General features: G+C 53.8%; 19 protein-coding genes, 1 tRNA gene, 2 rRNA genes and 1 riboswitch. Of the genes, 10 read left to right on the top strand and 12 right to left on the bottom strand.

The genetic code is table 11. The features are described from left to right. Nucleotides 1-19 precede the first annotated feature (19 nt). The 3 genes from QUE34_RS24435 to QUE34_RS24425 form a co-directional block, all read right to left on the bottom strand. Nucleotides 20-2,925 (bottom strand): 23S ribosomal RNA (locus tag QUE34_RS24435). A gap of 193 nt (nt 2,926-3,118) precedes the next feature. After that, nucleotides 3,119-3,194: transfer RNA gene (locus QUE34_RS24430), tRNA-Glu, on the bottom strand. Between the two features lie 85 nt (nt 3,195-3,279). Next, a 16S ribosomal RNA gene (locus QUE34_RS24425) occupies nt 3,280-4,821 on the bottom strand. Together the 16S and 23S rRNA genes with 1 tRNA gene alongside form the textbook arrangement of a ribosomal RNA operon. 616 nt (nt 4,822-5,437) lie before the next feature. On the opposite strand from QUE34_RS24425, the gene purH reads away from it, so the two are divergent. Next, a complete protein-coding gene (purH, locus tag QUE34_RS24420) occupies nt 5,438-7,027 on the top strand; it encodes a bifunctional phosphoribosylaminoimidazolecarboxamide formyltransferase/IMP cyclohydrolase (protein WP_032303886.1) in 1,590 nt (529 codons plus the stop codon). Nucleotides 7,028-7,038: 11 nt separating this feature from the next. Beyond that, a complete protein-coding gene (gene purD, locus QUE34_RS24415; protein ID WP_000866831.1) occupies nt 7,039-8,328 on the top strand; it encodes a phosphoribosylamine--glycine ligase in 1,290 nt (429 codons plus the stop codon). Here purD and zraR read toward each other — a convergent pair. Continuing rightward, on the bottom strand, nt 8,325-9,650 hold the full coding sequence (zraR, locus tag QUE34_RS24410) for a sigma-54-dependent response regulator transcription factor ZraR (RefSeq protein WP_032303887.1): 1,326 nt from the start codon (nt 9,648-9,650) through the stop codon (nt 8,325-8,327). The genes purD and zraR overlap by 4 nt on opposite strands. Next, nucleotides 9,647-11,023, bottom strand: coding sequence for a two-component system sensor histidine kinase ZraS (gene zraS, locus QUE34_RS24405; protein WP_032303888.1), 1,377 nt, complete (start codon nt 11,021-11,023; stop codon nt 9,647-9,649). The genes zraR and zraS overlap by 4 nt, the downstream gene beginning before the upstream one ends. Nucleotides 11,024-11,260: 237 nt before the next feature. On the opposite strand from zraS, the gene zraP reads away from it, so the two are divergent. Then, complete coding sequence (gene zraP, locus QUE34_RS24400) at nt 11,261-11,680, top strand: zinc resistance sensor/chaperone ZraP (RefSeq protein ID WP_032303889.1); 420 nt, start codon at nt 11,261-11,263, stop codon at nt 11,678-11,680. A gap of 1 nt (nt 11,681) precedes the next feature. Here zraP and QUE34_RS24395 read toward each other — a convergent pair whose 3' ends face one another. The 6 genes from QUE34_RS24395 to nudC form a co-directional block, all read right to left on the bottom strand. Further along, nucleotides 11,682-12,377: a DUF1481 domain-containing protein gene (locus QUE34_RS24395; protein WP_032243492.1), complete on the bottom strand. Its 696-nt coding sequence runs from the start codon at nt 12,375-12,377 to the stop codon at nt 11,682-11,684. A 12-nt stretch (nt 12,378-12,389) separates the two neighbouring features. After that, nucleotides 12,390-12,662 (bottom strand): nucleoid-associated protein HU-alpha, encoded by a 273-nt coding sequence (gene hupA / locus QUE34_RS24390; protein WP_001044513.1) that lies wholly within the window; start codon nt 12,660-12,662, stop codon nt 12,390-12,392. 186 nt (nt 12,663-12,848) lie between these two features. Next, entirely contained in the window at nt 12,849-13,439 is a 591-nt protein-coding gene (locus QUE34_RS24385) for a YjaG family protein (protein ID WP_000940106.1), read from the bottom strand. Between the two features lie 42 nt (nt 13,440-13,481). After that, nucleotides 13,482-14,153 (bottom strand): deoxyribonuclease V, encoded by a 672-nt coding sequence (nfi, locus tag QUE34_RS24380; RefSeq protein ID WP_032303890.1) that lies wholly within the window; start codon nt 14,151-14,153, stop codon nt 13,482-13,484. Between the two features lie 9 nt (nt 14,154-14,162). Continuing rightward, complete coding sequence (gene hemE, locus QUE34_RS24375) at nt 14,163-15,227, bottom strand: uroporphyrinogen decarboxylase (protein WP_000137657.1); 1,065 nt, start codon at nt 15,225-15,227, stop codon at nt 14,163-14,165. 39 nt (nt 15,228-15,266) lie between these two features. Beyond that, the gene (gene nudC / locus QUE34_RS24370; protein WP_000373940.1) at nt 15,267-16,040 is read right to left on the bottom strand and encodes an NAD(+) diphosphatase; all 774 of its coding nucleotides are present in this window, start codon (nt 16,038-16,040) and stop codon (nt 15,267-15,269) included. A 94-nt stretch (nt 16,041-16,134) separates the two neighbouring features. Here nudC and rsd point away from each other — a divergent pair, with 94 nt between their 5' ends. From rsd to thiH, 7 genes are all read left to right on the top strand, one after another. Beyond that, nucleotides 16,135-16,611 carry a sigma D regulator gene (rsd, locus tag QUE34_RS24365; protein WP_000934302.1) on the top strand — a complete coding sequence of 159 codons (477 nt, stop codon included), beginning with the start codon at nt 16,135-16,137 and terminating at the stop codon, nt 16,609-16,611. Between the two features lie 51 nt (nt 16,612-16,662). Then, nucleotides 16,663-16,763, top strand: a riboswitch (TPP riboswitch). 80 nt (nt 16,764-16,843) lie between these two features. Next, nucleotides 16,844-18,739, top strand: coding sequence for a phosphomethylpyrimidine synthase ThiC (thiC, locus tag QUE34_RS24360; protein WP_032303891.1), 1,896 nt, complete (start codon nt 16,844-16,846; stop codon nt 18,737-18,739). Beyond that, nucleotides 18,739-19,374, top strand: a complete 636-nt coding sequence (gene thiE, locus QUE34_RS24355) for a thiamine phosphate synthase (protein WP_032303893.1) — start codon at nt 18,739-18,741, stop codon at nt 19,372-19,374. The genes thiC and thiE overlap by 1 nt, the downstream gene beginning before the upstream one ends. Continuing rightward, nucleotides 19,367-20,122, top strand: a complete 756-nt coding sequence (gene thiF / locus QUE34_RS24350) for a thiazole biosynthesis adenylyltransferase ThiF (RefSeq protein ID WP_032303894.1) — start codon at nt 19,367-19,369, stop codon at nt 20,120-20,122. The genes thiE and thiF overlap by 8 nt, the downstream gene beginning before the upstream one ends. After that, nucleotides 20,106-20,306, top strand: a complete 201-nt coding sequence (thiS, locus tag QUE34_RS24345) for a sulfur carrier protein ThiS (protein ID WP_001166248.1) — start codon at nt 20,106-20,108, stop codon at nt 20,304-20,306. The genes thiF and thiS overlap by 17 nt, the downstream gene beginning before the upstream one ends. 1 nt (nt 20,307) lies before the next feature. Beyond that, the gene (gene thiG, locus QUE34_RS24340) at nt 20,308-21,078 is read left to right on the top strand and encodes a thiazole synthase (protein WP_032303895.1); all 771 of its coding nucleotides are present in this window, start codon (nt 20,308-20,310) and stop codon (nt 21,076-21,078) included. Beyond that, nucleotides 21,075-22,208 (top strand): 2-iminoacetate synthase ThiH, encoded by a 1,134-nt coding sequence (gene thiH / locus QUE34_RS24335; RefSeq protein WP_000847477.1) that lies wholly within the window; start codon nt 21,075-21,077, stop codon nt 22,206-22,208. Before thiG ends, thiH begins: the two co-directional genes overlap by 4 nt. A gap of 241 nt (nt 22,209-22,449) precedes the next feature. Here the strand turns inward: thiH and rpoC are convergent, their stop codons facing one another. Continuing rightward, nucleotides 22,450-26,673, bottom strand: coding sequence for a DNA-directed RNA polymerase subunit beta' (gene rpoC, locus QUE34_RS24330; RefSeq protein ID WP_000653947.1), 4,224 nt, complete (start codon nt 26,671-26,673; stop codon nt 22,450-22,452). Nucleotides 26,674-26,745 lie beyond the last annotated feature (72 nt).

Genomic DNA, 26,745 nt, shown 5'->3' with positions numbered 1-26,745 from the left:
AAAACATCTTCGGCGTTGTAAGGTTAAGCCTCACGGTTCATTAGTACCGGTTAGCTCAACGCATCGCTGCGCTTACACACCCGGCCTATCAACGTCGTCGTCTTCAACGTTCCTTCAGGACCCTTAAAGGGTCAGGGAGAACTCATCTCGGGGCAAGTTTCGTGCTTAGATGCTTTCAGCACTTATCTCTTCCGCATTTAGCTACCGGGCAGTGCCATTGGCATGACAACCCGAACACCAGTGATGCGTCCACTCCGGTCCTCTCGTACTAGGAGCAGCCCCCCTCAGTTCTCCAGCGCCCACGGCAGATAGGGACCGAACTGTCTCACGACGTTCTAAACCCAGCTCGCGTACCACTTTAAATGGCGAACAGCCATACCCTTGGGACCTACTTCAGCCCCAGGATGTGATGAGCCGACATCGAGGTGCCAAACACCGCCGTCGATATGAACTCTTGGGCGGTATCAGCCTGTTATCCCCGGAGTACCTTTTATCCGTTGAGCGATGGCCCTTCCATTCAGAACCACCGGATCACTATGACCTGCTTTCGCACCTGCTCGCGCCGTCACGCTCGCAGTCAAGCTGGCTTATGCCATTGCACTAACCTCCTGATGTCCGACCAGGATTAGCCAACCTTCGTGCTCCTCCGTTACTCTTTAGGAGGAGACCGCCCCAGTCAAACTACCCACCAGACACTGTCCGCAACCCCGATAAGGGGCCTACGTTAGAACATCAAACATTAAAGGGTGGTATTTCAAGGTCGGCTCCATGCAGACTGGCGTCCACACTTCAAAGCCTCCCACCTATCCTACACATCAAGGCTCAATGTTCAGTGTCAAGCTATAGTAAAGGTTCACGGGGTCTTTCCGTCTTGCCGCGGGTACACTGCATCTTCACAGCGAGTTCAATTTCACTGAGTCTCGGGTGGAGACAGCCTGGCCATCATTACGCCATTCGTGCAGGTCGGAACTTACCCGACAAGGAATTTCGCTACCTTAGGACCGTTATAGTTACGGCCGCCGTTTACCGGGGCTTCGATCAAGAGCTTCGCGTTACCGCTAACCCCATCAATTAACCTTCCGGCACCGGGCAGGCGTCACACCGTATACGTCCACTTTCGTGTTTGCACAGTGCTGTGTTTTTAATAAACAGTTGCAGCCAGCTGGTATCTTCGACTGATTTCAGCTCCACGAGCAAGTCGCTTCACCTACATATCAGCGTGCCTTCTCCCGAAGTTACGGCACCATTTTGCCTAGTTCCTTCACCCGAGTTCTCTCAAGCGCCTTGGTATTCTCTACCTGACCACCTGTGTCGGTTTGGGGTACGATTTGTTGTTACCTGATGCTTAGAGGCTTTTCCTGGAAGCAGGGCATTTGTTGCTTCAGCACCGTAGTGCCTCGTCATCACGCCTCAGCCTTGATTTTCCGGATTTGCCTGGAAAACCAGCCTACACGCTTAAACCGGGACAACCGTCGCCCGGCCAACATAGCCTTCTCCGTCCCCCCTTCGCAGTAACACCAAGTACAGGAATATTAACCTGTTTCCCATCGACTACGCCTTTCGGCCTCGCCTTAGGGGTCGACTCACCCTGCCCCGATTAACGTTGGACAGGAACCCTTGGTCTTCCGGCGAGCGGGCTTTTCACCCGCTTTATCGTTACTTATGTCAGCATTCGCACTTCTGATACCTCCAGCATACCTCACAGTACACCTTCGCAGGCTTACAGAACGCTCCCCTACCCAACAACGCATAAGCGTCGCTGCCGCAGCTTCGGTGCATGGTTTAGCCCCGTTACATCTTCCGCGCAGGCCGACTCGACCAGTGAGCTATTACGCTTTCTTTAAATGATGGCTGCTTCTAAGCCAACATCCTGGCTGTCTGGGCCTTCCCACATCGTTTCCCACTTAACCATGACTTTGGGACCTTAGCTGGCGGTCTGGGTTGTTTCCCTCTTCACGACGGACGTTAGCACCCGCCGTGTGTCTCCCGTGATAACATTCTCCGGTATTCGCAGTTTGCATCGGGTTGGTAAGTCGGGATGACCCCCTTGCCGAAACAGTGCTCTACCCCCGGAGATGAATTCACGAGGCGCTACCTAAATAGCTTTCGGGGAGAACCAGCTATCTCCCGGTTTGATTGGCCTTTCACCCCCAGCCACAAGTCATCCGCTAATTTTTCAACATTAGTCGGTTCGGTCCTCCAGTTAGTGTTACCCAACCTTCAACCTGCCCATGGCTAGATCACCGGGTTTCGGGTCTATACCCTGCAACTTAACGCCCAGTTAAGACTCGGTTTCCCTTCGGCTCCCCTATTCGGTTAACCTTGCTACAGAATATAAGTCGCTGACCCATTATACAAAAGGTACGCAGTCACACCCCAAAGGGTGCTCCCACTGCTTGTACGTACACGGTTTCAGGTTCTTTTTCACTCCCCTCGCCGGGGTTCTTTTCGCCTTTCCCTCACGGTACTGGTTCACTATCGGTCAGTCAGGAGTATTTAGCCTTGGAGGATGGTCCCCCCATATTCAGACAGGATACCACGTGTCCCGCCCTACTCATCGAGCTCACAGTATGTGCATTTTTGTGTACGGGGCTGTCACCCTGTATCGCGCGCCTTTCCAGACGCTTCCACTAACACACACACTGATTCAGGCTCTGGGCTGCTCCCCGTTCGCTCGCCGCTACTGGGGGAATCTCGGTTGATTTCTTTTCCTCGGGGTACTTAGATGTTTCAGTTCCCCCGGTTCGCCTCATTAACCTATGGATTCAGTTAATGATAGTGTGACGAATCACACTGGGTTTCCCCATTCGGAAATCGCCGGTTATAACGGTTCATATCACCTTACCGACGCTTATCGCAGATTAGCACGTCCTTCATCGCCTCTGACTGCCAGGGCATCCACCGTGTACGCTTAGTCGCTTAACCTCACAACCCGAAGATGTTTCTTGAGATTCATCATCGTGTTGCGAAAATTTGAGAGACTCACGAACAACTCTCGTTGTTCAGTGTTTCAATTTTCAGCTTGATCCAGATTTTTAAAGAGCAAATATCTCAAACGTCACCCGAAGATGAGTTTTGAGATATTAAGGCAGGTGACTTTCACTCACAAACCAGCAAGTGGCGTCCCCTAGGGGATTCGAACCCCTGTTACCGCCGTGAAAGGGCGGTGTCCTGGGCCTCTAGACGAAGGGGACGTATCAGTCTGCTTCGCAAGACGCCTTGCTTTTCACTTTCTATCAGACAATCTGTGTGAGCACTGCAAAGAACAGTTCTTTAAGGTAAGGAGGTGATCCAACCGCAGGTTCCCCTACGGTTACCTTGTTACGACTTCACCCCAGTCATGAATCACAAAGTGGTAAGCGCCCTCCCGAAGGTTAAGCTACCTACTTCTTTTGCAACCCACTCCCATGGTGTGACGGGCGGTGTGTACAAGGCCCGGGAACGTATTCACCGTGGCATTCTGATCCACGATTACTAGCGATTCCGACTTCATGGAGTCGAGTTGCAGACTCCAATCCGGACTACGACGCACTTTATGAGGTCCGCTTGCTCTCGCGAGGTCGCTTCTCTTTGTATGCGCCATTGTAGCACGTGTGTAGCCCTGGTCGTAAGGGCCATGATGACTTGACGTCATCCCCACCTTCCTCCAGTTTATCACTGGCAGTCTCCTTTGAGTTCCCGGCCGGACCGCTGGCAACAAAGGATAAGGGTTGCGCTCGTTGCGGGACTTAACCCAACATTTCACAACACGAGCTGACGACAGCCATGCAGCACCTGTCTCACGGTTCCCGAAGGCACATTCTCATCTCTGAAAACTTCCGTGGATGTCAAGACCAGGTAAGGTTCTTCGCGTTGCATCGAATTAAACCACATGCTCCACCGCTTGTGCGGGCCCCCGTCAATTCATTTGAGTTTTAACCTTGCGGCCGTACTCCCCAGGCGGTCGACTTAACGCGTTAGCTCCGGAAGCCACGCCTCAAGGGCACAACCTCCAAGTCGACATCGTTTACGGCGTGGACTACCAGGGTATCTAATCCTGTTTGCTCCCCACGCTTTCGCACCTGAGCGTCAGTCTTCGTCCAGGGGGCCGCCTTCGCCACCGGTATTCCTCCAGATCTCTACGCATTTCACCGCTACACCTGGAATTCTACCCCCCTCTACGAGACTCAAGCTTGCCAGTATCAGATGCAGTTCCCAGGTTGAGCCCGGGGATTTCACATCTGACTTAACAAACCGCCTGCGTGCGCTTTACGCCCAGTAATTCCGATTAACGCTTGCACCCTCCGTATTACCGCGGCTGCTGGCACGGAGTTAGCCGGTGCTTCTTCTGCGGGTAACGTCAATGAGCAAAGGTATTAACTTTACTCCCTTCCTCCCCGCTGAAAGTACTTTACAACCCGAAGGCCTTCTTCATACACGCGGCATGGCTGCATCAGGCTTGCGCCCATTGTGCAATATTCCCCACTGCTGCCTCCCGTAGGAGTCTGGACCGTGTCTCAGTTCCAGTGTGGCTGGTCATCCTCTCAGACCAGCTAGGGATCGTCGCCTAGGTGAGCCGTTACCCCACCTACTAGCTAATCCCATCTGGGCACATCCGATGGCAAGAGGCCCGAAGGTCCCCCTCTTTGGTCTTGCGACGTTATGCGGTATTAGCTACCGTTTCCAGTAGTTATCCCCCTCCATCAGGCAGTTTCCCAGACATTACTCACCCGTCCGCCACTCGTCAGCAAAGCAGCAAGCTGCTTCCTGTTACCGTTCGACTTGCATGTGTTAGGCCTGCCGCCAGCGTTCAATCTGAGCCATGATCAAACTCTTCAATTTAAAAGTTTGATGCTCAAAGAATTAAACTTCGTAATGAATTACGTGTTCACTCTTGAGACTTGGTATTCATTTTTCGTCTTGCGACGTTAAGAATCCGTATCTTCGAGTGCCCACACAGATTGTCTGATAAATTGTTAAAGAGCAGTTGCGACGCGGCTTTCAGCTCACTGTCGCGAGGTGGCGTATATTACGCTTTCCTCTTTCAGAGTCAACCCTGAATTTCAGGATTTTTCTCTTCAACCGAACCGGCTGTTTGTGTGAAGTGATTCACATCCGCCGTGTCGATGGAGGCGCATTATAGGGAGTTCTCCGCAGGCCGCAATAGAAAAATTGCAGAAAAATGACTGACTGCTGCATTCCCCAGCAAAACCCCGCTTTATACCTTTTTACGCACAGAGTTATCCACAATCATCAATGTAATTTCTGTATTTTTCCCACGGTAAACACTGTCAAAATTGTGATCACCATTGAAAGAGAAAAATTCGCGAGCGTTGCGCAAACGTTTTCGTTACAATGCGGGCGAAAAATAAGGATGCCCCGTTAGGGGCGTTAGCTGAGTTTTTCGCGAAAAATTCAGCTAACGCTCTCTGTAATAGTCAAATCCAGGGGATTTACCATGCAACAACGTCGTCCAGTCCGCCGCGCTCTGCTCAGTGTTTCTGACAAAGCCGGTATCGTCGAATTCGCCCAGGCACTTTCCGCACGCGGTGTGGAGCTGCTGTCTACAGGGGGCACTGCCCGTCTGTTAGCAGAAAAAGGTCTGCCGGTAACCGAAGTTTCCGATTACACCGGTTTCCCGGAGATGATGGATGGACGCGTGAAGACCCTGCATCCGAAAGTACATGGTGGCATTCTAGGCCGTCGCGGCCAGGACGATGCCATTATGGAAGAACATCAGATCCAGCCTATCGATATGGTAGTTGTTAACCTCTATCCGTTCGCCCAGACCGTTGCCCGTGAAGGCTGCTCGCTGGAAGATGCGGTTGAGAACATCGATATCGGCGGCCCAACGATGGTGCGCTCCGCTGCCAAGAACCATAAAGATGTCGCTATCGTGGTGAAGAGCAGCGACTACGACGCCATCATTAAAGAGATGGATGCCAACGAAGGATCGCTTCTGCTTGCAACCCGTTTCGATCTCGCTATCAAAGCCTTTGAACATACCGCCGCCTACGACAGCATGATTGCCAACTACTTCGGCAGCATGGTCCCAGCCTATCACGGTGAAAGCAAAGAAGCCGCCGGTCGCTTCCCGCGTACGCTGAACCTGAACTTCATTAAGAAGCAGGATATGCGCTACGGCGAGAACAGCCACCAGCAGGCTGCCTTCTATATAGAAGAGAATGTGAAAGAAGCCTCCGTTGCCACCGCAACCCAGGTTCAGGGTAAAGCCCTCTCTTATAACAACATCGCCGATACCGATGCGGCGCTGGAGTGCGTGAAAGAGTTCGCCGAGCCGGCATGTGTGATTGTGAAGCACGCCAACCCATGCGGCGTGGCTATCAGCGATTCCATTCTTGATGCTTACGATCGCGCGTATAAAACCGACCCAACCTCGGCGTTCGGCGGCATTATCGCCTTTAACCGCGAGCTGGATGCTGAAACCGCACAGGCCATCATTTCTCGTCAGTTTGTCGAAGTGATTATTGCGCCGTCCGCCAGCGAAGAAGCGTTGAAAATCACCGCCGCTAAACAGAACGTACGTGTCCTGACATGTGGTCAGTGGGCCGAGCGTGTTCCAGGCCTTGATTTCAAACGCGTGAACGGCGGTCTGCTGGTTCAGGATCGTGACCTGGGTATGGTTGGTGCAGAAGAACTGCGCGTCGTCACCAAACGTCAGCCGACCGAACAGGAGCTGCGTGATGCGCTGTTCTGCTGGAAAGTAGCGAAGTTCGTGAAATCCAACGCTATCGTCTATGCCAAAAACAATATGACCATCGGTATTGGCGCGGGCCAGATGAGCCGCGTGTACTCCGCGAAAATCGCCGGTATTAAAGCCGCCGATGAAGGTCTGGAAGTGAAAGGTTCCTCGATGGCTTCTGACGCGTTCTTCCCGTTCCGCGACGGTATTGATGCCGCAGCCGCTGCAGGCGTGACCTGCGTAATCCAGCCTGGCGGTTCTATCCGTGATGACGAAGTGATTGCCGCCGCCGACGAGCACGGTATTGCGATGCTCTTCACCGATATGCGCCACTTCCGCCATTAATGGAGCGACAGATGAAAGTATTAGTGATTGGTAATGGCGGGCGCGAGCACGCGCTGGCCTGGAAAGCGGCCCAGTCGCCGCTGGTTGAGACTGTTTTTGTTGCTCCGGGTAACGCAGGCACTGCACTGGAACCCGCGCTGCAAAACGTCGCTATCGGCGTGACCGATATCCCGGCACTGCTAGATTTCGCGCAAAATGAAAAGGTAGATTTAACCATCGTCGGCCCGGAAGCGCCGCTGGTGAAAGGCGTGGTCGATACTTTCCGCGCCGCCGGGCTGAAAATCTTCGGACCAACCGCAGGCGCCGCACAACTGGAAGGCTCGAAAGCGTTTACCAAGGATTTCCTGGCCCGCCATAAGATCCCTACGGCGGAATACCAGAACTTCACCGAGGTAGAACCTGCACTGGCGTATCTGCGTGAGAAAGGCGCGCCAATCGTCATTAAAGCGGACGGTCTGGCTGCCGGGAAAGGCGTGATCGTGGCGATGACGCTGGAAGAAGCTGAAGCCGCCGTGCACGACATGCTGGCAGGCAACGCTTTTGGCGACGCGGGTCATCGTATTGTTATCGAAGAGTTCCTCGACGGTGAAGAAGCGAGCTTTATCGTGATGGTGGACGGTGAGCATGTGCTGCCAATGGCCACCAGCCAGGATCACAAACGCGTAGGCGATAAAGATACCGGGCCGAACACGGGCGGTATGGGCGCTTACTCCCCTGCGCCAGTGGTGACAGATGAAGTTCATCTGCGCACCATGGAACGTATCATTTGGCCAACCGTGAAAGGCATGGCGGCGGAAGGCAACACCTACACCGGTTTTCTCTATGCGGGCCTGATGATCGACAAACAGGGTAATCCGAAGGTTATCGAATTTAACTGCCGCTTTGGCGATCCTGAAACCCAGCCGATTATGCTACGCATGAAGTCCGATCTGGTTGAGCTTTGCCTGGCGGCCTGTGAAGGTACGCTTGACGAGAAAACGTCCGAGTGGGATGAACGCGCTTCTCTCGGCGTGGTGATGGCTGCGGGTGGATATCCGGGCGATTACCGCACCGGCGATGTGATCCACGGCCTGCCGCTGGAAGAAGTGTCTGACGGCAAAGTGTTCCACGCGGGCACAAAACTGGCGGATGACGAGCAGGTGGTAACCAGCGGCGGGCGCGTACTGTGCATCACCGCGCTGGGTCATACCGTGGCAGAAGCGCAGAAACGCGCTTATGCCTTAATGACCGATATCCATTGGGACGATTGCTTCTGCCGGAAGGATATCGGCTGGCGCGCCATCGAACGCGAGCAGAACTAACGCGACAGTTTTGCCAATAGCGTTTTGCGCGTAATCCCTAACTGACGGGCGGCTTCGGTTTTGTTGCCGCCCGTTTTCTCCAGCGCCGCCAGAATCACTTCTTTTTCGACTTCCACCAGCGGCTGAATATCCTGACTTTGCACCAGCGGGATCGGCGTACTGGCAATCGCCAGCGGCAGCTCGCGTTCGGAAATATATTCCCCGGTCAGCAGCACCACCGCCCGTTCCACCGCGTTTTCCAGTTCACGAATATTTCCCGGCCAGTCGTAGTGAATCAGCAGATCCATCGCCTGGGGAGTAAACCCTTTTACCGCCTTGCGATTGCGTTCGGCAAACCGCTGCAGAAAATGGTTAGCCAGCAGAGGAATATCTTCCCGCCGTTGCCGTAGCGAAGGTACTTCAATCGCCACCACATTCAGGCGATAGTAGAGATCCTGACGAAAACGCCCGGCCTTTACCTCAGCGGCAAGATCGCGATGAGTCGCCGCAATCAGCCGGACATCAACCGAGATAGTCTGATTGCTACCGACACGCTGTACTTCGCGCTCCTGAATCGCACGCAGTAGACGAACCTGCATCATCGGTGAGATATCGCCAATTTCATCGAGAAACAGCGTGCCGCCGTCTGCTTCCACAAAGCGCCCTTCCCGCCGTTTGTCGGCTCCAGTAAACGCCCCTTTTTCGTGACCGAACAATTCAGATTCCAGCAAGGATTCGTTGAGTGCCGCACAGTTGAGCGTCACCAGCGGTTTTTCACTCCGTGCGCTACTGGCGTGAATCGCCCTGGCGACCAGCTCTTTACCGGTGCCGGAATCGCCGTGGATCAGCACCGTGGCTTCCGATGGCGCGACAAGGGCGATTTCACTGAGCAGGTGTTGCATCGCCGGGCTTTTACCGACCATACCGAACTGGCTGGCAGACACCGCAGGCGTTTCAGCATCAACACTGTGCGTATGCGCAAGCGCCTTTTCCAGCGTCGCCTGCAGGTTATCGAAATCCAGCGGCTTGATGAGATAATCCAGCGCCCCGGTTTTCAACGCCTCTACCGCCGTCTCGACGCTGGAGTACGCGGTCATAATCAGTACCGGAATTGCCGGATTTAACGCTTTGATCTCTTTCAGCGTGGCGATGCCATCCATCTCTGCCATTCGCACATCACAAAGCACAAGATCAAAAACCTGTTCCCGCACTTGCTCCAGCGCCTGTCGCCCGCTGTTCGCCAGCGCGACGTTATAGCCCCAGCCGCGCAGCAATGCCTGCAAGATAGTGCAGTGGCTAATGTCATCATCCACCACCAGAATATCGATATTATCGTGCGTCATCCTTGTGGGTCCTTACGCGTAATATTGACCGGAAGCCAGAGGGTGAACGTTGCACCTTTCCCCTCCTGGCTTACGACCTGAATTGTACCACCGTGTTGTTCAACAATATTATGCACAACCGCCAGCCCCAGTCCGGTGCCTTCGGCTTTGGTGGTGAAGTACGGGGTGAAGATGGCTTCAAGCTGATCCGCCGCAATTCCCTTACCGCTGTCGGTTACGCTTATTTTAACGCCTGCGCTGCTTTCGCTGGCCGTCACGCTAATCACGCCATGCTGACCAATCGCCTGAATAGCATTGAGATAGAGATTCAACAGGACCTGAGTCAGTCGGTCGGGATCGGCCTGTATCTCCGGCAATGCGTCGTTGGCGGTAAAGCGTAATTGGATCTCCCTACTGTTTGCATCCTGGCTTACCAGTTGTAATGAGTGGTTAATCAGCGTGTTGAGATCCACCACCTGCAAAGCCAGATGCGTTGGCTTAACCAGCTCCAGCAGCTCGCTTACCACGCGGTTTAAACGGTCGGCTTCTTTCGCCATCACCTGCGCCAATTGATGTGCTTCTCCTCCTGCTGGTGCGCGTTCGGCAAAATATTTCGCCAGCCCTTTAATCGAGGAAAGAGGGTTACGGATTTCATGGGCGACGCCTGCGGCCAGATGTCCCAGCGCCACCAGCTTCTCTTTGCGCTTCATTTCATCCTGTAACAGCTGGCGCGAGCGAAGATAGCGGCGATACCAGAAGAATGACAACACGCTTGCCAGCAAGACCGTCGCCAGGGCGAAGAGGATAATCAGGGTGTTTCTCTGCTCACGCTCTTCGGCACTCACAATGTTACTGGCGTCGAAAGCGATAAAAATTGCTTGTGGTGTCGTGGCATACTGCTGCATATGGCGCATCCGGTGCATTCCAGCAGCAAACATCGGTTGAAACTGGCGATAAATTTCCAGAACAGGCTCGCCGTCTGCGCTATCGATCCGCCGCCACGCTTCTTCGTCTCCCGGATGTAACTGCTGCATTTCCTGCGGGGAATAAAGCTGTTTTCCCACCATGCCGGAGTTGCTATGCATCACGATTGTTCCTTGTTCATCCGTGACCGCAAACCAACGCACTCCTGGCTGCCCAGCCATTTCTTCCAGTAAAGCCTGCTGCTGCGCATGATGCATGCGCATCCCCATACCGACGCGCGAGCCGGATTCGAGAGCGCGGATAAGTACACTGCCTTTTTCCAGCAGAGTTTGTCTGGCGGCGGCAGTCTCGCGCCCATAATCGCGAATCACGGTCACCGCAAACAACCCCACCAGTCCAACAATGACTACGGGAAGGATCGCGCTTAACCATTTTGCTAAGGCATCTTTTGATCGCTGCATAAAACGCATCTTCTTCTTTGCCTGTTCATCCCTTTTTGACAGCAGAAATCATGCCATCTTTTATTAGCACTTACCCTGCGCTTTAACACAAAGGCTTAAGTTTCAATGAGTAAAAATGACTCGCTACACACAGCAGGCGAGTCATTTTTACTCGTTTATCATGTCATATTGCCCGTCATATCAGCGTTTCGCCGTTGGCACGAAAGATGCAATACCCAAAGTAAGACAACCACTGGAGGATTAACCATGAAACGGAACACGAAAATTGCCCTGGTGATGATGGCGCTTTCAGCAATGGCGATGGGATCGACATCTGTATTTGCTCACGGCGGACACGGTATGTGGCAGCAAAATGCCGTGCCTTTGACCAGCGAACAACAGACAGCGTGGCAGAAAATCCATAATGACTTTTACGCTCAAAGCAGCGCACTGCAACAGCAACTGGTGACGAAGCGTTATGAATACAATGCCCTGTTAGCCGCGAACCCACCGGATAGCAGCAAAATTAACGCGGTCGCCATAGAGATGGAGAATTTGCGTCAGTCGTTAGATGAGTTACGGGTGAAACGAGATATTGCGATGGCTGAAGCGGGTATTCCGCGCGGTACCGGAATGGGTTACGGCGGCTGCGGTGGTGGCGGTCATATGGGTATGGGCCACTGGTAAATCAGAACGTTTTCTCGTTGGGTTGCCAGCGACAGAAATCAGAGTTTGCCACTAACAGTAATTGCGAACCTTCGGGCGCTTCCAGCCATGCCACGCTGACATCAACAGAAGAGCGGCTCTGGCGGCGCTCGATATGCGCTATCGCCTGCGAATCTAAATCAGGTTTAATGGTTTGCCCTTCGCAGGTGGTCACGGTCTGTTCCATCGCATGCCAGCGCCCCTGGCGCAGCACGACTCTCCCCTGACGTAAGGCATCGCTAATCTGGCGGATCTGATCAGCACGATAACGGTATAAATCGATTTGGTCGTTAGAAAGCTGCTGCTTTTCCCCATCGGATTCACGTTGCATAAAGCTCAGATCGCCGCGATCGTCAAAACGCGCGCGAATATTCACCGGCGGTTTGCTGTAAACATTGATATTGATAAGCGTGAGGTTATCGCCCTGCCAGCGATACTCTCGCGTCGTGGTATCGCCACTGCGCCACGGGCTAAACACAGCAAGCAGATGCACATTATTGCCACTGTCTTTTCGCCAGATACGTACCGCGCCCTGATCTTCAGCAAATCCACTGGCGGTAAAGGGAGGAAGTGAAGAGTTGTGACTACAGGCAGTGAGAAACAGAGCGCCCGCCAGCATCAATGATCGACGCCAGAAAGACAAAAGGGGTGAAACCACCCCTTCGTTAAAACTGTTCACTGCCACGCAATCTTACTTAACTGCGTCTTTCAGTGCCTTGCCAGAAACAAATGCCGGCACGTTAGCTGCGGCAATTTTGATTTCTTTACCGGTCTGCGGGTTGCGGCCAGTACGCTCAGCGCGGTGGTTCACTTTGAAGGTACCGAAACCAACCAGTTGTACAGCATCGCCTTCTTTCAGAGACTCAGTAATTGCAGCCAGAGTGGACTCCAGAGCAGCTTTAGCCTGGGTTTTGGACAGTTCTGCTTTCTCTGCAATTACATCAATCAGTTGAGTCTTGTTCATAAGTTATCCTTACAATGTGTTTATCGCTTGCTAAGCATCGAGTGCGACGGAAATGCCAGAATAGCACTCTCCTGCATACACGCACCGATAGCCACTTTTTTTCGCCCCCCAAATGTAGACCAGACGGGGGGCGAAAGGGAAGACTCCAGGTATGACAAATCAGGCGTTAAATCACGTTTTCTGGTCTTATTGCTGAAAAATTATACCAATATTGCTCTCGCCCGCCTCACGCAGGTCTGCCCTAAGGCCTTTTATCAGCTCGATATCGCGTTCTTCGCACTCAGCTAAAAGTCGGAATATTTCCCACTGAATGTCCCACTCTTGCTCTACAGCTGGGTTTTCTTTGAGCTCTTCATCGCTCATTTCACGGCCAGCCTGAGTCATTTCCAGCATCGCCACGGTCGTGATGGAGGTCTTACTCACTTCTACCGCGTGTTCGAGCGTTTCGCCACTTAAACGCGAATGGACCAGTTCACTTAACGCCACGCAAGCATCGATTGCCGGATAAACGCCGTACAGATCGAAATCGTCGGCTGAAGGAATCGCTTCTTCAAATTTCTCCAGTTGGCTGTCGAAATTTACTTTTGCGTCTTTGACGGTCAGCGTTTCCCAGATGAGATCGAGAATACGGCGGTAAATTTGCCCATCACCAAAACCAGTTTGCTGACAGAACATGGCGTAATTAGGGTACATGCGTTCGCATAAGCAGGCCATAAAAGTGACGTGCTGCCAGCTTTCCAGGCGCTCCAGACGCAGATGAATTGGGTTTTGTAACATGTTGAGTTCTCAAATACGGAAATTATCCGCAGTTTACCTGAATTAGGGCTGATTTGCTGTATAGCGCACGAACGCCGGACGTTCCGAGGCCACCGCGTCTGCCCAGCGCGTTGGCTCCGGCAGACGATAGCCTTTCATGCAGCGTTGTACCCACGCCAGCGCGCTGTCCACGCTGACCCGATGACCGGTAGCGATAAATAGCGGGTTACAGCGCGCTTTGCTGCGCCAGACCCATGCCAGCTGCTCGCCTTTATCCATCAGTGGGGCCAGCGCGCCCGGTTCGCTGGAGAGCGGTTCGAATTTACCGCAGAGCCGTTTTTTCGCTACGCCAATGGTCGGCACATCCACCAGCAAACCAAAGTGGCTGGCGACGCCAAGACGGCGAGGATGCGAGATCCCATGACCATCGACAAACACTAAATCGGGCTTTTGCGACAGCATCTCCCACGCTGCCAGCAGCGCAGGATATTCGCGGAAGGAAAGAAAACCTGGAATGTAAGGCATGGTGGTGGCGATGCGTGCCACTTTATACTCCACCAGCTCAAGAGAGGGGTATTTCAGCAGCACCATCGCCGCTCGCGTCACATCTCCGCCTTGCTCAAACCCGACATCGGCTCCGGCGATCAGATCCGGCGGATCTTTATCAAGTCGATCCTCACGGATCACAGAAGAAGCCAGTTCGATTTGTTGAGCGCGTAATGACGCGAGATCCATAATCACTCCTTAGCGGTGATACTGTTCAGACAGGCGATGCACAGCCTCCACAAACACGCCAGCATGTTCTGGCGGCACATCCTGATGAATGCCGTGACCAAGGTTAAATACATGACCTTCGCCGTGACCGAAACCTGCAAGTATAGTCGCGACTTCTTCTTCAATGCGGGCAGGTGGCGCGTACAGCATCGACGGATCCATATTACCCTGCAGCGCGACTTTATTGCCCACGCGGCGGCGCGCATCGGCGATATCCGTTGTCCAGTCGAGGCCCAGCGCATCGCAACCCGTTTCCGCCATAGCTTCCAGCCACTGTCCACCGCCTTTGGTAAACAGGGTGACCGGTACACGGCGACCGTCGTTTTCACGCAGTAAACCATCAACTATTTTATGCATGTAATAGAGCGAGAACTGTTGATAATCGCGCCCGGTGAGCACGCCGCCCCAGGTATCGAAGATCATCACGGCCTGAGCACCAGCTTTAATTTGCGCATTCAGATACAAAGTGACGCTTTTCGCCAGTTTATCGAGCAGAGCGTGCAGCGCCTGTGGATCGGCATACATCATCTTTTTGATCACGGTGAACGCTTTGCTGCTGCCACCTTCCACCATATAGGTCGCCAGCGTCCACGGGCTGCCGGAAAAACCAATCAGCGGCACTTCGCCTTTCAGTTCGCGGCGAATAGTACGCACCGCGTTCATCACATAACCCAGCTCATCTTCCGGGTCCGGAATTGGCAGTTTATCAACGTCAGCTTTGCAGGTGACTGGCGAGGTAAAACGCGGACCTTCTCCGGCTTCAAAATAGAGCCCTAACCCCATCGCGTCCGGCACGGTGAGGATATCGGAAAAGAGGATCGCCGCATCCAGCGGATAGCGACGCAGCGGTTGCAAAGTCACTTCGCACGCCAGCTCTGCATTTTTGCACAGCGACATAAAATCGCCCGCCTGGGCGCGCGTGGCTTTATATTCCGGTAGATAGCGACCCGCCTGGCGCATCATCCATACTGGAGTGACATCAACGGGCTGGCGCAGCAGCGCCCGCAGATAACGATCGTTTTTGAGTTCGGTCATTTTGGCTGTTCCTTAGTGCGTCAGGCGGTCAGTGTATCATCACTCATACTCTGCCCGACACATCGCCACCGTATCTTCTATCAGACGGCGCGCCACGGTGCCGGGCGGCGGAAGTAACGGTAAATCATCGTAGCGATACCAGTTCGCCTCGAGCAGCTCTTTCGGATCAATCACGATGTCGCCGCTATCATATTCCGCCATAAATGCGGTCATCAGCGACTGGGGAAACGGCCACGGCTGGGAAGTCACGTACCGCAAGTTTTTAACTTTAATTCCGCTCTCTTCCATCACTTCCCGCGCGACCGCCTGCTCGAGGGTTTCGCCCACTTCGACGAATCCGGCAAGTACCGTATGGACACCGTTACGATGGCGGGTATGCTGGGCGAGGAGGATCGAATCATCGCGACGGATGGCAACAATAATGCAGGGGGCGATTTGCGGGTAGTAACGCTCACGGCAATGGCTGCACAGCATCGCCCATTCGGTTTTGCTCGGATACATTTCATGCCCGCAGTAACCACAGTATTTATGCGATCGGTAAAACTCCGCCAGTTGCACGCCACGTCCGGCCAGTTGAAACAGCCCAACATCGAGATCAATGACCTGACGTACCGACCCCATATCGTGACGCCGCTGCTGTTGTACTAACCAAACAGGTTCCCCCTGCCATTCGCCGATTTGTAGTGCGCGCTGACCCACAAGATCGAAATTTGCCGCTTCGCCATATGGCAATTCTCCCTTCGGCAACCATAATTTTTGTTCATGGCTGACGACCCACCAGCCGTGATCTAATTTTTCAATTATACGATCCATAGCTCTTGCACTACCTTTGCATCACTGGCATGTTTAACATGGTTTTTACATTTCTCACTGAGCAGTTTTTGAATACAAACTTGCGGAGTCAATCATGCTTAACCAGCTCGATAACCTGACGGAGCGCGTCAGAGGAAGTAACAAACTGGTTGATCGCTGGCTACATGTACGTAAGCATCTGCTCGTGGCTTACTACAATCTGGTTGGCATTAAGCCTGGCAAAGAATCGTACATGAGGCTAAACGAAAAAGCCCTTGATGATTTTTGTCAGAGCCTGGTCGATTACTTGTCTGCCGGACATTTCAGTATTTATGAGCGCATTCTTCATAAACTGGAAGGCAATGGGCAACTCGCACGCGCCGCGAAGATTTGGCCACAACTCGAAGCCAATACCCAACAGATTATGGATTACTACGATTCCAGCCTTGAAACCGCTATCGATCATGATAATTACCTTGAGTTTCAACAAGTTTTATCTGACATCGGCGAGGCCCTGGAAGCGCGCTTTGTGCTGGAAGATAAGCTGATTCTGCTGGTGCTTGACGCCGCCCGCGTCAAACATCCTGCTTGAGTTCTGCGCTGTTAACGCGTAATTTACATTCAACGCCCCGTTTGCGGGGCTAATTTCTTGTCGGAGTGCCTTAACTGGCTGAGACCGTTTATTCGGGATCCGCGGAACCTGATCAGGCTAATACCTGCGAAGGGAACAAGAGTTAATCTGCTATCGCATCGCCTTTGCGGCGATCGTCTCTTGCTTCATCCGTCGTCTGACAAGCCACGTCCTTAACTTTTTGGAATGAGCTATGTCTGCAACAAAACTGACCCGCCGCGAACAACGCGCCCAGGCCCAACATTTTATCGACACCCTGGAAGGCACCGCCTTTCCCAACTCAAAACGTATTTACATCACTGGCACACACCCCGGCGTGCGCGTGCCGATGCGTGAGATCCAGCTTAGCCCGACGCTAATTGGCGGCAGCAAAGAACAGCCGCAGTACGAAGAAAACGAAGCGATTCCGGTCTACGACACCTCCGGTCCGTATGGCGATCCACAGATCGCCATTAACGTGCAGCAAGGACTGGCAAAACTGCGCCAGCCGTGGATCGATGCGCGCGGCGATACCGAAGAACTTACCGTGCGCAGTTCCGATTACACTAAAGCGCGACTAGCAGATGATGGCCTCGACGAGCTACGTTTTAGCGGCGTATTAACCCCAAAGCGCGCCAAAGCAGGACACCGCGTCACCCAACTGCACTACGCCCGCCGGGGCATCATCACGCCCGAAATGGAATTCATCGCCATTCGCGAGAATATGGGTCGCGAGCGCATACGTAGCGAAGTTTTGCGCCACCAGCATCCGGGAATGAGCTTTGGCGCACGTCTGCCGGAAAATATCACCGCGGAATTTGTCCGTGATGAAGTTGCTGCCGGACGTGCGATTATCCCGGCCAACATTAATCATCCGGAATCGGAGCCGATGATTATTGGTCGCAACTTTCTGGTGAAGGTTAACGCCAATATCGGCAACTCGGCAGTCACCTCTTCCATCGAAGAAGAAGTGGAAAAGCTGGTATGGTCTACGCGCTGGGGGGCGGATACGGTGATGGATCTCTCCACCGGTCGCTATATTCACGAAACCCGCGAGTGGATTTTGCGTAACAGCCCGGTGCCGATCGGTACAGTGCCGATCTACCAGGCGCTGGAGAAGGTTAACGGGATCGCTGAAGATCTTACCTGGGAAGCGTTCCGTGACACGCTGCTGGAACAGGCCGAGCAAGGTGTGGATTACTTCACTATCCATGCGGGCGTGCTGCTGCGCTACGTGCCGATGACCGCGAAACGCCTGACCGGTATCGTCTCTCGCGGCGGTTCGATTATGGCGAAATGGTGCCTCTCCCATCATCAGGAAAATTTCCTCTATCAACACTTCCGCGAAATTTGTGAAATCTGTGCCGCTTATGATGTTTCGTTGTCGCTGGGCGACGGCCTGCGCCCCGGTTCTATTCAGGACGCCAACGATGAAGCGCAGTTTGCCGAGCTACATACGCTGGGCGAACTGACCAAAATCGCCTGGGAATATGACGTGCAGGTGATGATTGAAGGTCCAGGCCACGTGCCGATGCAGATGATCCGCCGCAATATGACCGAGGAGTTAGAGCACTGCCACGAAGCTCCGTTCTATACCCTCGGGCCGCTAACTACTGATATTGCGCCGGGTTATGACCACTTCACATCGGGGATTGGCGCGGCGATGATTGGCTGGTTTGGCTGCGCGATGCTCTGTTACGTAACACCAAAAGAGCATCTGGGTCTGCCTAATAAAGAAGATGTTAAGCAGGGGCTTATCACCTATAAGATTGCCGCCCACGCCGCCGACCTGGCGAAAGGGCATCCGGGCGCGCAAATTCGCGATAACGCCATGTCGAAAGCCCGCTTCGAATTTCGCTGGGAAGACCAGTTTAATCTGGCCCTCGACCCGTTTACCGCCCGCGCTTATCACGATGAAACCCTGCCACAAGAGTCCGGCAAAGTCGCCCATTTTTGCTCCATGTGTGGGCCGAAATTCTGCTCGATGAAAATCAGCCAGGAAGTGCGTGACTATGCCGCCGCGCAAACCATTGAAGTGGGAATGGCGGATATGTCGGAGAACTTCCGTGCCAGAGGTGGAGAAATATACCTGCGTAAGGAGGAAGCGTGATGTATCAGCCTGATTTTCCTCACGTACCTTTTCGTTTAGGACTGTACCCGGTAGTGGACAGCGTACAGTGGATCGAACGTCTGTTGGATGCAGGCGTGCGTACTCTCCAGCTGCGCATCAAAGATCGGCGCGATGAAGAAGTGGAAGCCGATGTCGTGGCAGCAATTGCGCTGGGCCGCCGCTATAACGCACGGCTGTTTATCAATGATTACTGGCGGCTGGCGATTAAGCATCAGGCGTATGGCGTCCATCTGGGGCAGGAAGATTTGCAAGCCACCGATCTCAGCGCCATCCGCGCGGCAGGCCTGCGGCTGGGCGTTTCGACTCATGATGACATGGAAATCGACGTCGCGCTGGCAGCACGTCCTTCTTATATCGCGCTAGGACATGTGTTCCCGACCCAAACCAAACAGATGCCTTCTGCACCGCAGGGGCTGGAACAGCTGGCACGGCACATTGAGCGCCTGGCGGATTATCCCACTGTAGCGATTGGCGGTATCAGCCTGCCGCGCGCACCTGCGGTGATGGCGACAGGTGTTGGCAGTATCGCCGTCGTCAGTGCCATTACCCAGGCCGCAGACTGGCGTTTGGCAACGGAACAGTTGCTGGAAATTGCAGGAGTTGGCGATGAATGACCGTGATTTTATGCGTTATAGCCGTCAAATCCTGCTCGACGATATTGCTCTTGACGGGCAACAAAAACTGCTCGACAGCCAGGTGCTGATTATCGGTCTGGGTGGGTTGGGTACACCTGCTGCGCTATACCTGGCGGGAGCTGGTGTCGGGACGCTGGTACTGGCAGATGACGACGATGTGCATTTGAGCAATCTGCAACGACAAATCCTCTTTACCACTGAAGATATCGATCGCCCGAAATCGCAGGTCAGCCAACAGCGACTGACACAGTTAAATCCCGACATTCAACTGACAGCATTACAACAACGGTTAACGGGTGAGGCGTTAAAAGATGCGGTAGCACGGGCCGATGTGGTGCTCGACTGTACCGACAACATGGCGACTCGCCAGGAGATTAATGCCGCCTGCGTAGCACTTAACACACCGCTTATCACCGCCAGCGCGGTCGGATTTGGTGGTCAGTTGATGGTGCTGACACCGCCCTGGGAACAGGGGTGTTACCGCTGCCTGTGGCCGGATAACCAGGAGCCTGAACGCAACTGCCGCACGGCAGGCGTGGTTGGCCCGGTGGTCGGGGTCATGGGCACGTTACAGGCACTGGAAGCAATTAAGCTATTGAGTGGTATAGAGACCCCTGCGGGATATCTTCGACTGTTTGACGGTAAATTAAACCAATGGCGCAACCTGGCGTTGCGCCGCGCCAGCAGTTGCCCGGTATGCGGAGGAAGCAATGCAGATCCTGTTTAACGATCAACCGATGCAGTGCGTCGCCGGACTAACTGTTCACGAACTGCTGGAGCAACTCGATCAACAACAAGCAGGTGCGGCACTGGCGATTAATCAGCAAATCGTCCCGCGGGAACAATGGGCGCAACATATCGTGCAGGATGGCGACCAGATCCTGCTTTTTCAGGTTATTGCAGGGGGTTGAGATGTTACATATTGCGGACAAAACGTTTGATTCACATCTGTTTACTGGCACCGGAAAATTCGCCTCTTCACAACTGATGGTGGAGTCTATTCGCGCTTCCGGCAGCCAACTGGTGACGCTGGCGATGAAACGTGTCGACTTGCGCCAGCACAACGACGCTATCCTCGAACCGCTTATCGCGGCGGGTGTGACCCTGCTGCCGAATACTTCCGGGGCGAAAACCGCGGAAGAAGCCATTTTCGCCGCCCATCTGGCACGTGAAGCGTTAGGCACAAACTGGCTAAAATTAGAGATTCACCCTGACGCCCGCTGGCTGTTGCCCGATCCCATCGAAACCCTGAAAGCCGCAGAAATGTTGGTGCAACAGGGATTTGTCGTGCTGCCTTACTGCGGTGCCGATCCAGTGTTGTGCAAACGTCTGGAGGAAGTGGGCTGTGCAGCAGTAATGCCGCTTGGCGCACCAATTGGCTCTAATCAAGGACTGGAAACCCGCGCCATGCTGGAGATTATTATCCAGCAAGCCACGGTTCCGGTGGTCGTTGATGCTGGCATTGGCGTTCCCAGCCATGCCGCGCAGGCGCTTGAAATGGGAGCCGATGCGGTGTTAGTGAATACGGCGATTGCCGTCGCTGACGATCCCGTCAACATGGCGAAGGCATTTCGTCTGGCGGTAGACGCCGGCCTGCTGGCACGTCAGTCCGGGCCGGGCAGTCGCAGTCATTTTGCTCATGCCACTAGCCCGCTGACCGGATTTCTGGAGGCATCGGCATGAAAACCTTCAGCGATCGCTGGCGACAACTGGACTGGGACGACATCCGCCTGCGAATCAACAGCAAAACGGCAGCTGACGTAGAGCGGGCACTCAATGTTTCGCAACTCACTCGCGACGATATGATGGCATTGCTATCACCTGCCGCCGGTGAATACCTGGAACCACTGGCTCAACGGGCGCAGCGCCTGACCCGCCAGCGATTTGGCAACATCGTCAGCTTCTACGTCCCGCTTTATCTCTCTAATCTTTGCGCTAACGACTGCACTTACTGCGGATTTTCCATGAGCAATCGCATCAAGCGTAAAACGCTGGATGAAGCGGATATCGCCAGGGAAAGCGCCGCTATCCGGGAGATGGGCTTTGAACATCTATTGCTGGTCACTGGTGAACATCAGGCGAAAGTGGGGATGGATTACTTTCGTCGTCATCTCCCTGTCCTGCGTGAACAGTTCTCTTCACTACAGATGGAAGTACAGCCACTGGCGGAAGCGGAATACGCCGAGTTAAAGCAACTTGGTCTGGATGGGGTGATGGTTTATCAGGAGACATATCACGAGGCGACATACGCCCACCATCATCTGAAAGGGAAAAAACAGGACTTCTTCTGGCGGCTGGAAACGCCGGATCGGCTGGGCCGTGCGGGGATAGATAAGATAGGCCTCGGCGCGCTAATCGGCCTTTCCGACAGCTGGCGCGTTGACTGCTATATGGTTGCCGAACATTTGCTATGGCTGCAACAACATTACTGGCAAAGCCGTTACTCTGTCTCCTTCCCGCGCCTGCGCCCGTGTACTGGCGGGATTGAGCCAGCGTCGATTATGGATGAACGCCAGTTAGTACAAACTATCTGCGCCTTCCGCCTACTTGCGCCGGAGATTGAACTGTCACTCTCCACGCGGGAATCACCGTGGTTTCGCGATCGCGTTATTCCGCTGGCGATCAATAACGTCAGCGCCTTCTCGAAAACGCAACCAGGTGGTTATGCCGACAATCATCCCGAGCTGGAACAGTTCTCACCGCACGACGATCGCAGACCAGAAGCGGTGGCCGCCGCGTTAACCGCTCAGGGTTTGCAGCCGGTGTGGAAAGACTGGGACAGCTATCTGGGACGCGCCTCGCAAAGGACATGAGACAAAATGTAAGAACGTAAATTTATTCCGAGCAGCTACGGAAGATGAAAAACGCAAGGTTGTTGAAAGCGTTGCGTTTTTTTATGTTAGTACCGTCAGCAGGAATGTTGTCCAGGGCGAAAAGCTTCTTCCTCGTTTCGCCCTGCCTTTCTTAATATTTCCCATGAAGAATTTGCCCTCTGAATAACACCCATAAAAAAACCCGCCGAAGCGGGTTTTTACGTTATTTGCGGATTAACGATTACTCGTTATCAGAACCGCCCAGACCTGCGTTCAGCAGTTCTGCCAGGCTGGCAGATGCGTCTTCTGCAGTCACCTGCGGTGCAGCCGGAGCTTCACCTGCAGCACGGCGACGCATACGATCCTGGTGGTACGCGTAACCGGTACCTGCCGGGATCAGACGACCTACGATAACGTTCTCTTTCAGGCCGCGCAGTTCGTCGCGTTTGCCCGCAACGGCTGCTTCGGTCAGCACGCGAGTGGTCTCCTGGAACGATGCCGCGGAGATGAAGGACTCGGTTGCCAGAGACGCTTTGGTGATACCCAGCAGATCGCGGGAGTAAGTTGCACCCACTTTGCCGTTCGCTTCCAGTTCGCGGTTTGCGATCTTGACGCGAGAGTATTCAACCTGTTCGCCTTCCAGGAAGTCGGAGCTGCCCGCGTTAACGATGGTAGCTTTACGCAGCATCTGACGAACGATAACTTCGATGTGTTTATCGTTAATCTTAACGCCCTGCAGACGGTATACGTCCTGTACTTCGTTAACGATGTAACGAGTCACAGCATGAACACCACGCAGACGCAGAATGTCATGCGGCGCTTCCGGACCGTCGGAAATTACGTCACCACGTTCTACACGTTCACCTTCGAACACGTTGAGCTGACGCCATTTCGGAATCATCTCTTCGTACGGCTCGCTACCGTCTACCGGGGTGATAACCAGACGACGTTTACCTTTGGTTTCTTTACCGAAGGAAACCACACCGCTGATTTCAGCCAGGATTGCCGGCTCTTTCGGACGACGTGCTTCGAACAGGTCCGCAACGCGTGGCAGACCACCGGTGATGTCCTTGGTACCGCCAGATTCTTGCGGAATACGCGCCAGGGTGTCACCGGAGCTGATCTGTACGCCATCTTCCAGCTGAACAATCGCTTTACCCGGCAGGAAGTACTGCGCAGGCATGTCGGTACCCGGGATCAGAACGTCGTTACCCTGAGCATCAACGATTTTCAGTGCCGGACGCAGATCTTTACCACCTGCGGTACGTTCTGCGGAATCCAGAACCACCAGCGAAGACAGACCGGTCAATTCGTCGGTCTGACGAGTAATGGTCTGGCCGTCGATCATGTCAGTAAAGCGTACAAAACCGCTTACTTCGGTGATAACCGGCATGGTGTGCGGGTCCCAGTTTGCAACGGTCTCGCCGCCAGCAACCTGTTCGCCATCGCCTTTCGCCAGTACTGCACCGTAAGGCACTTTATAGCTTTCTTTGGTACGACCGAATTCGTCGATCAATTTCAGTTCGGTGTTACGGGAAGTGATAACCAGTTTGCCGCTGGAGTTCACAACCGACTTCACGTTGCTAAGCTTGATGCTACCTTTGTTTTTCACCTGGATGCTGGATTCAGCAGCCGCACGAGATGCCGCACCACCGATGTGGAACGTACGCATGGTCAGCTGTGTACCCGGTTCACCGATGGACTGTGCCGCGATAACACCGATTGCTTCACCTTTGTTGATGATGTGGCCACGCGCCAGGTCACGACCGTAGCAGTGCGCACATACACCAAAGTCGGTGTCACAAGATACAACAGAACGTACTTTTACCGCGTCGACAGAGTTCTCTTCCAGCAGGTCACACCACTGTTCGTGCAGCAGCGTGTTGCGCGGAACGAGGATATCAGCAGTACCCGGCTTCAGAACGTCTTCAGCAGTTACACGACCCAGTACGCGATCGCGCAGCGGCTCTTTAACGTCACCACCTTCGATAACCGGAGTCATCATGATACCTTCATGAGTACCACAATCGTCTTCGGTAACCACCAGGTCCTGCGCCACGTCAACCAGACGACGAGTCAGGTAACCGGAGTTCGCCGTTTTCAGTGCGGTATCCGCCAGACCTTTACGAGCACCGTGGGTTGAGATGAAGTACTGGAGTACGTTCAGACCTTCACGGAAGTTCGCGGTGATTGGCGTTTCGATGATGGAGCCATCCGGCTTCGCCATCAGACCACGCATACCCGCCAGCTGACGAATCTGTGCCGCAGAACCACGCGCACCGGAGTCGGCCATCATGTAGATGCTGTTGAAGGAAACCTGCTTCTCTTCCTGACCGTCACGGTTAATAACGGTTTCAGTTTGCAGGTTATCCATCATCGCTTTGGATACACGATCGTTCGCCGCAGCCCAGATATCGATAACTTTGTTGTAGCGTTCGCCCGCAGTTACCAGACCAGACTGGAACTGCTCCTGAATCTCAGCAACTTCAGCTTCTGCCTCGGAGATGATTTCGTGTTTCTTCTCCGGGATGACCATGTCATCGATACCAACAGATGCACCAGAACGCGCTGCATATGCAAAGCCGGTGTACATGATCTGGTCCGCAAAAATAACGGTCGGTTTCAGACCGAGAATGCGGTAGCAGGTGTTCAGCATTTTGGAGATTGCTTTCTTACCCAGCGCCTGGTTGACGATGGAGTAAGGCAGACCTTTCGGTACAATCATCCACAGAATGGCACGGCCAACGGTCGTATCTTTCAGGCTGGTTTTCGCTACTAATTCACCGTTAGCATCTTTTTCATACTCGGTGATACGCACTTTAACGCGCGCATGCAGAGAAGCCAGACCAGAGCGATACAGACGTTCTGCTTCTTTCGGGCCAGTCAGCACCATGCCTTCGCCTTTGGCGTTAACACAGTCGCGGGTCATGTAGTACAGACCCAGTACAACGTCCTGAGACGGAACGATGATTGGTTCGCCGTTCGCCGGGGACAGGATGTTGTTGGTAGACATCATCAGCGCACGCGCTTCCAGCTGGGCTTCCAGCGTCAGCGGTACGTGAACAGCCATCTGGTCACCATCGAAGTCGGCGTTATATGCCGCACAAACCAGCGGGTGCAGCTGGATAGCTTTACCTTCGATCAGTACCGGTTCAAATGCCTGGATACCCAGACGGTGCAGAGTCGGTGCACGGTTCAGCAGTACCGGGTGTTCGCGGATAACTTCGTCCAGGATATCCCAAACGACAGCTTCTTCGCGCTCAACCATTTTCTTCGCAGCTTTAATGGTGGTAGCAAGACCACGCAGTTCCAGCTTGCCGTAGATGAACGGTTTGAACAGTTCCAGTGCCATTTTCTTCGGCAGACCGCACTGATGCAGACGCAGGTATGGACCTACGGTGATTACAGAACGACCGGAGTAGTCAACACGCTTACCGAGCAGGTTCTGACGGAAACGACCCTGTTTACCTTTGATCATGTCGGCCAAAGATTTCAGAGGACGCTTGTTAGAACCAGTGATCGCACGACCGCGACGACCGTTATCCAGCAGGGCGTCTACCGCTTCCTGCAGCATACGTTTTTCGTTACGTACGATGATGTCCGGCGCAGCCAGATCCAGCAGACGTTTCAGACGGTTGTTACGGTTAATGACGCGACGATACAGATCGTTCAGGTCAGAAGTCGCGAAACGACCACCATCCAGCGGAACCAGCGGACGCAGATCTGGCGGCAGTACCGGCAGAACGGTCAGGATCATCCACTCTGGTTTGTTACCAGACTGAACGAACGCTTCCAGCAGTTTGATACGCTTGGTCAGCTTCTTACGCTTAGTTTCGGAGTTGGTTTCGTTCAGCTCTTCACGCAGCTGTTCGCACTCTTGCTCCAGATCCATGCTCTTCAGCAGAGCCTGGATTGCTTCCGCACCCATTTTCGCGTCGAATTCGTCACCGAACTCTTCCAGCGCGTCCAGATACTGCTCTTCAGTCAGGATCTGCTGACGCTCCAGGTTGGTCATACCGCCTTCGATAACCACATAGGATTCGAAGTACAGTACGCGTTCGATATCGCGCAGCGGCATATCGAGCAGCAGACCGATACGGGACGGCAGTGATTTCAGGAACCAGATGTGCGCAGTCGGGGAAGCCAGTTCGATGTGGCCCATACGCTCACGACGTACTTTGGTCTGGGTCACTTCAACGCCGCACTTCTCACAGATGACGCCACGGTGTTTCAGGCGCTTGTACTTACCGCACAGGCACTCGTAATCTTTTACCGGCCCAAAGATACGGGCGCAGAAAAGGCCGTCACGTTCTGGTTTGAACGTACGGTAGTTGATGGTTTCCGGCTTTTTAACTTCACCGAAAGACCATGAACGGATCATGTCTGGCGAAGCCAGAGCAATTTTGATCGCATCAAACTCTTCGGTTTTAGTCTGCGCTTTCAGAAACTTTAATAAATCTTTCACGGATTTGCTCCCGTCGGAGTTAGCACAATCCGCTGCCGGGTTTTACCCCGACAGCAGTGACCTGTTTGAGCG

It is taken from the genome of Escherichia sp. KS167_9B (assembly GCF_030295215.1).
Classification (GTDB): Bacteria; Pseudomonadota; Gammaproteobacteria; order Enterobacterales; family Enterobacteriaceae; genus Escherichia; species Escherichia coli_F.
Note: the sequence above shows the minus strand (reverse complement) of the source record. Positions and strands in the feature narration are given on the sequence as shown.

Excerpts from the sequence above, each read along its gene's own strand:
- thiE (WP_032303893.1), top strand. The coding sequence starts at position 18,739 with ATGTATCAGCCTGATTTTCCTCACGTACCTTTTCGTTTAGGACTGTAC.
- zraP (WP_032303889.1), top strand. The coding sequence starts at position 11,261 with ATGAAACGGAACACGAAAATTGCCCTGGTGATGATGGCGCTTTCAGCA.
- hemE (WP_000137657.1), bottom strand. The coding sequence starts at position 15,227 with ATGACCGAACTCAAAAACGATCGTTATCTGCGGGCGCTGCTGCGCCAG.
- zraS (WP_032303888.1), bottom strand. The coding sequence starts at position 11,023 with ATGCGTTTTATGCAGCGATCAAAAGATGCCTTAGCAAAATGGTTAAGC.
- hupA (WP_001044513.1), bottom strand. The coding sequence starts at position 12,662 with ATGAACAAGACTCAACTGATTGATGTAATTGCAGAGAAAGCAGAACTG.
- zraR (WP_032303887.1), bottom strand. The coding sequence starts at position 9,650 with ATGACGCACGATAATATCGATATTCTGGTGGTGGATGATGACATTAGC.
- thiS (WP_001166248.1), top strand. The coding sequence starts at position 20,106 with ATGCAGATCCTGTTTAACGATCAACCGATGCAGTGCGTCGCCGGACTA.
- thiG (WP_032303895.1), top strand. The coding sequence starts at position 20,308 with ATGTTACATATTGCGGACAAAACGTTTGATTCACATCTGTTTACTGGC.
- nfi (WP_032303890.1), bottom strand. The coding sequence starts at position 14,153 with ATGGATCTCGCGTCATTACGCGCTCAACAAATCGAACTGGCTTCTTCT.
- thiH (WP_000847477.1), top strand. The coding sequence starts at position 21,075 with ATGAAAACCTTCAGCGATCGCTGGCGACAACTGGACTGGGACGACATC.
- purD (WP_000866831.1), top strand. The coding sequence starts at position 7,039 with ATGAAAGTATTAGTGATTGGTAATGGCGGGCGCGAGCACGCGCTGGCC.
- QUE34_RS24385 (WP_000940106.1), bottom strand. The coding sequence starts at position 13,439 with ATGTTACAAAACCCAATTCATCTGCGTCTGGAGCGCCTGGAAAGCTGG.
- nudC (WP_000373940.1), bottom strand. The coding sequence starts at position 16,040 with ATGGATCGTATAATTGAAAAATTAGATCACGGCTGGTGGGTCGTCAGC.
- thiF (WP_032303894.1), top strand. The coding sequence starts at position 19,367 with ATGAATGACCGTGATTTTATGCGTTATAGCCGTCAAATCCTGCTCGAC.
- rsd (WP_000934302.1), top strand. The coding sequence starts at position 16,135 with ATGCTTAACCAGCTCGATAACCTGACGGAGCGCGTCAGAGGAAGTAAC.
- purH (WP_032303886.1), top strand. The coding sequence starts at position 5,438 with ATGCAACAACGTCGTCCAGTCCGCCGCGCTCTGCTCAGTGTTTCTGAC.
- thiC (WP_032303891.1), top strand. The coding sequence starts at position 16,844 with ATGTCTGCAACAAAACTGACCCGCCGCGAACAACGCGCCCAGGCCCAA.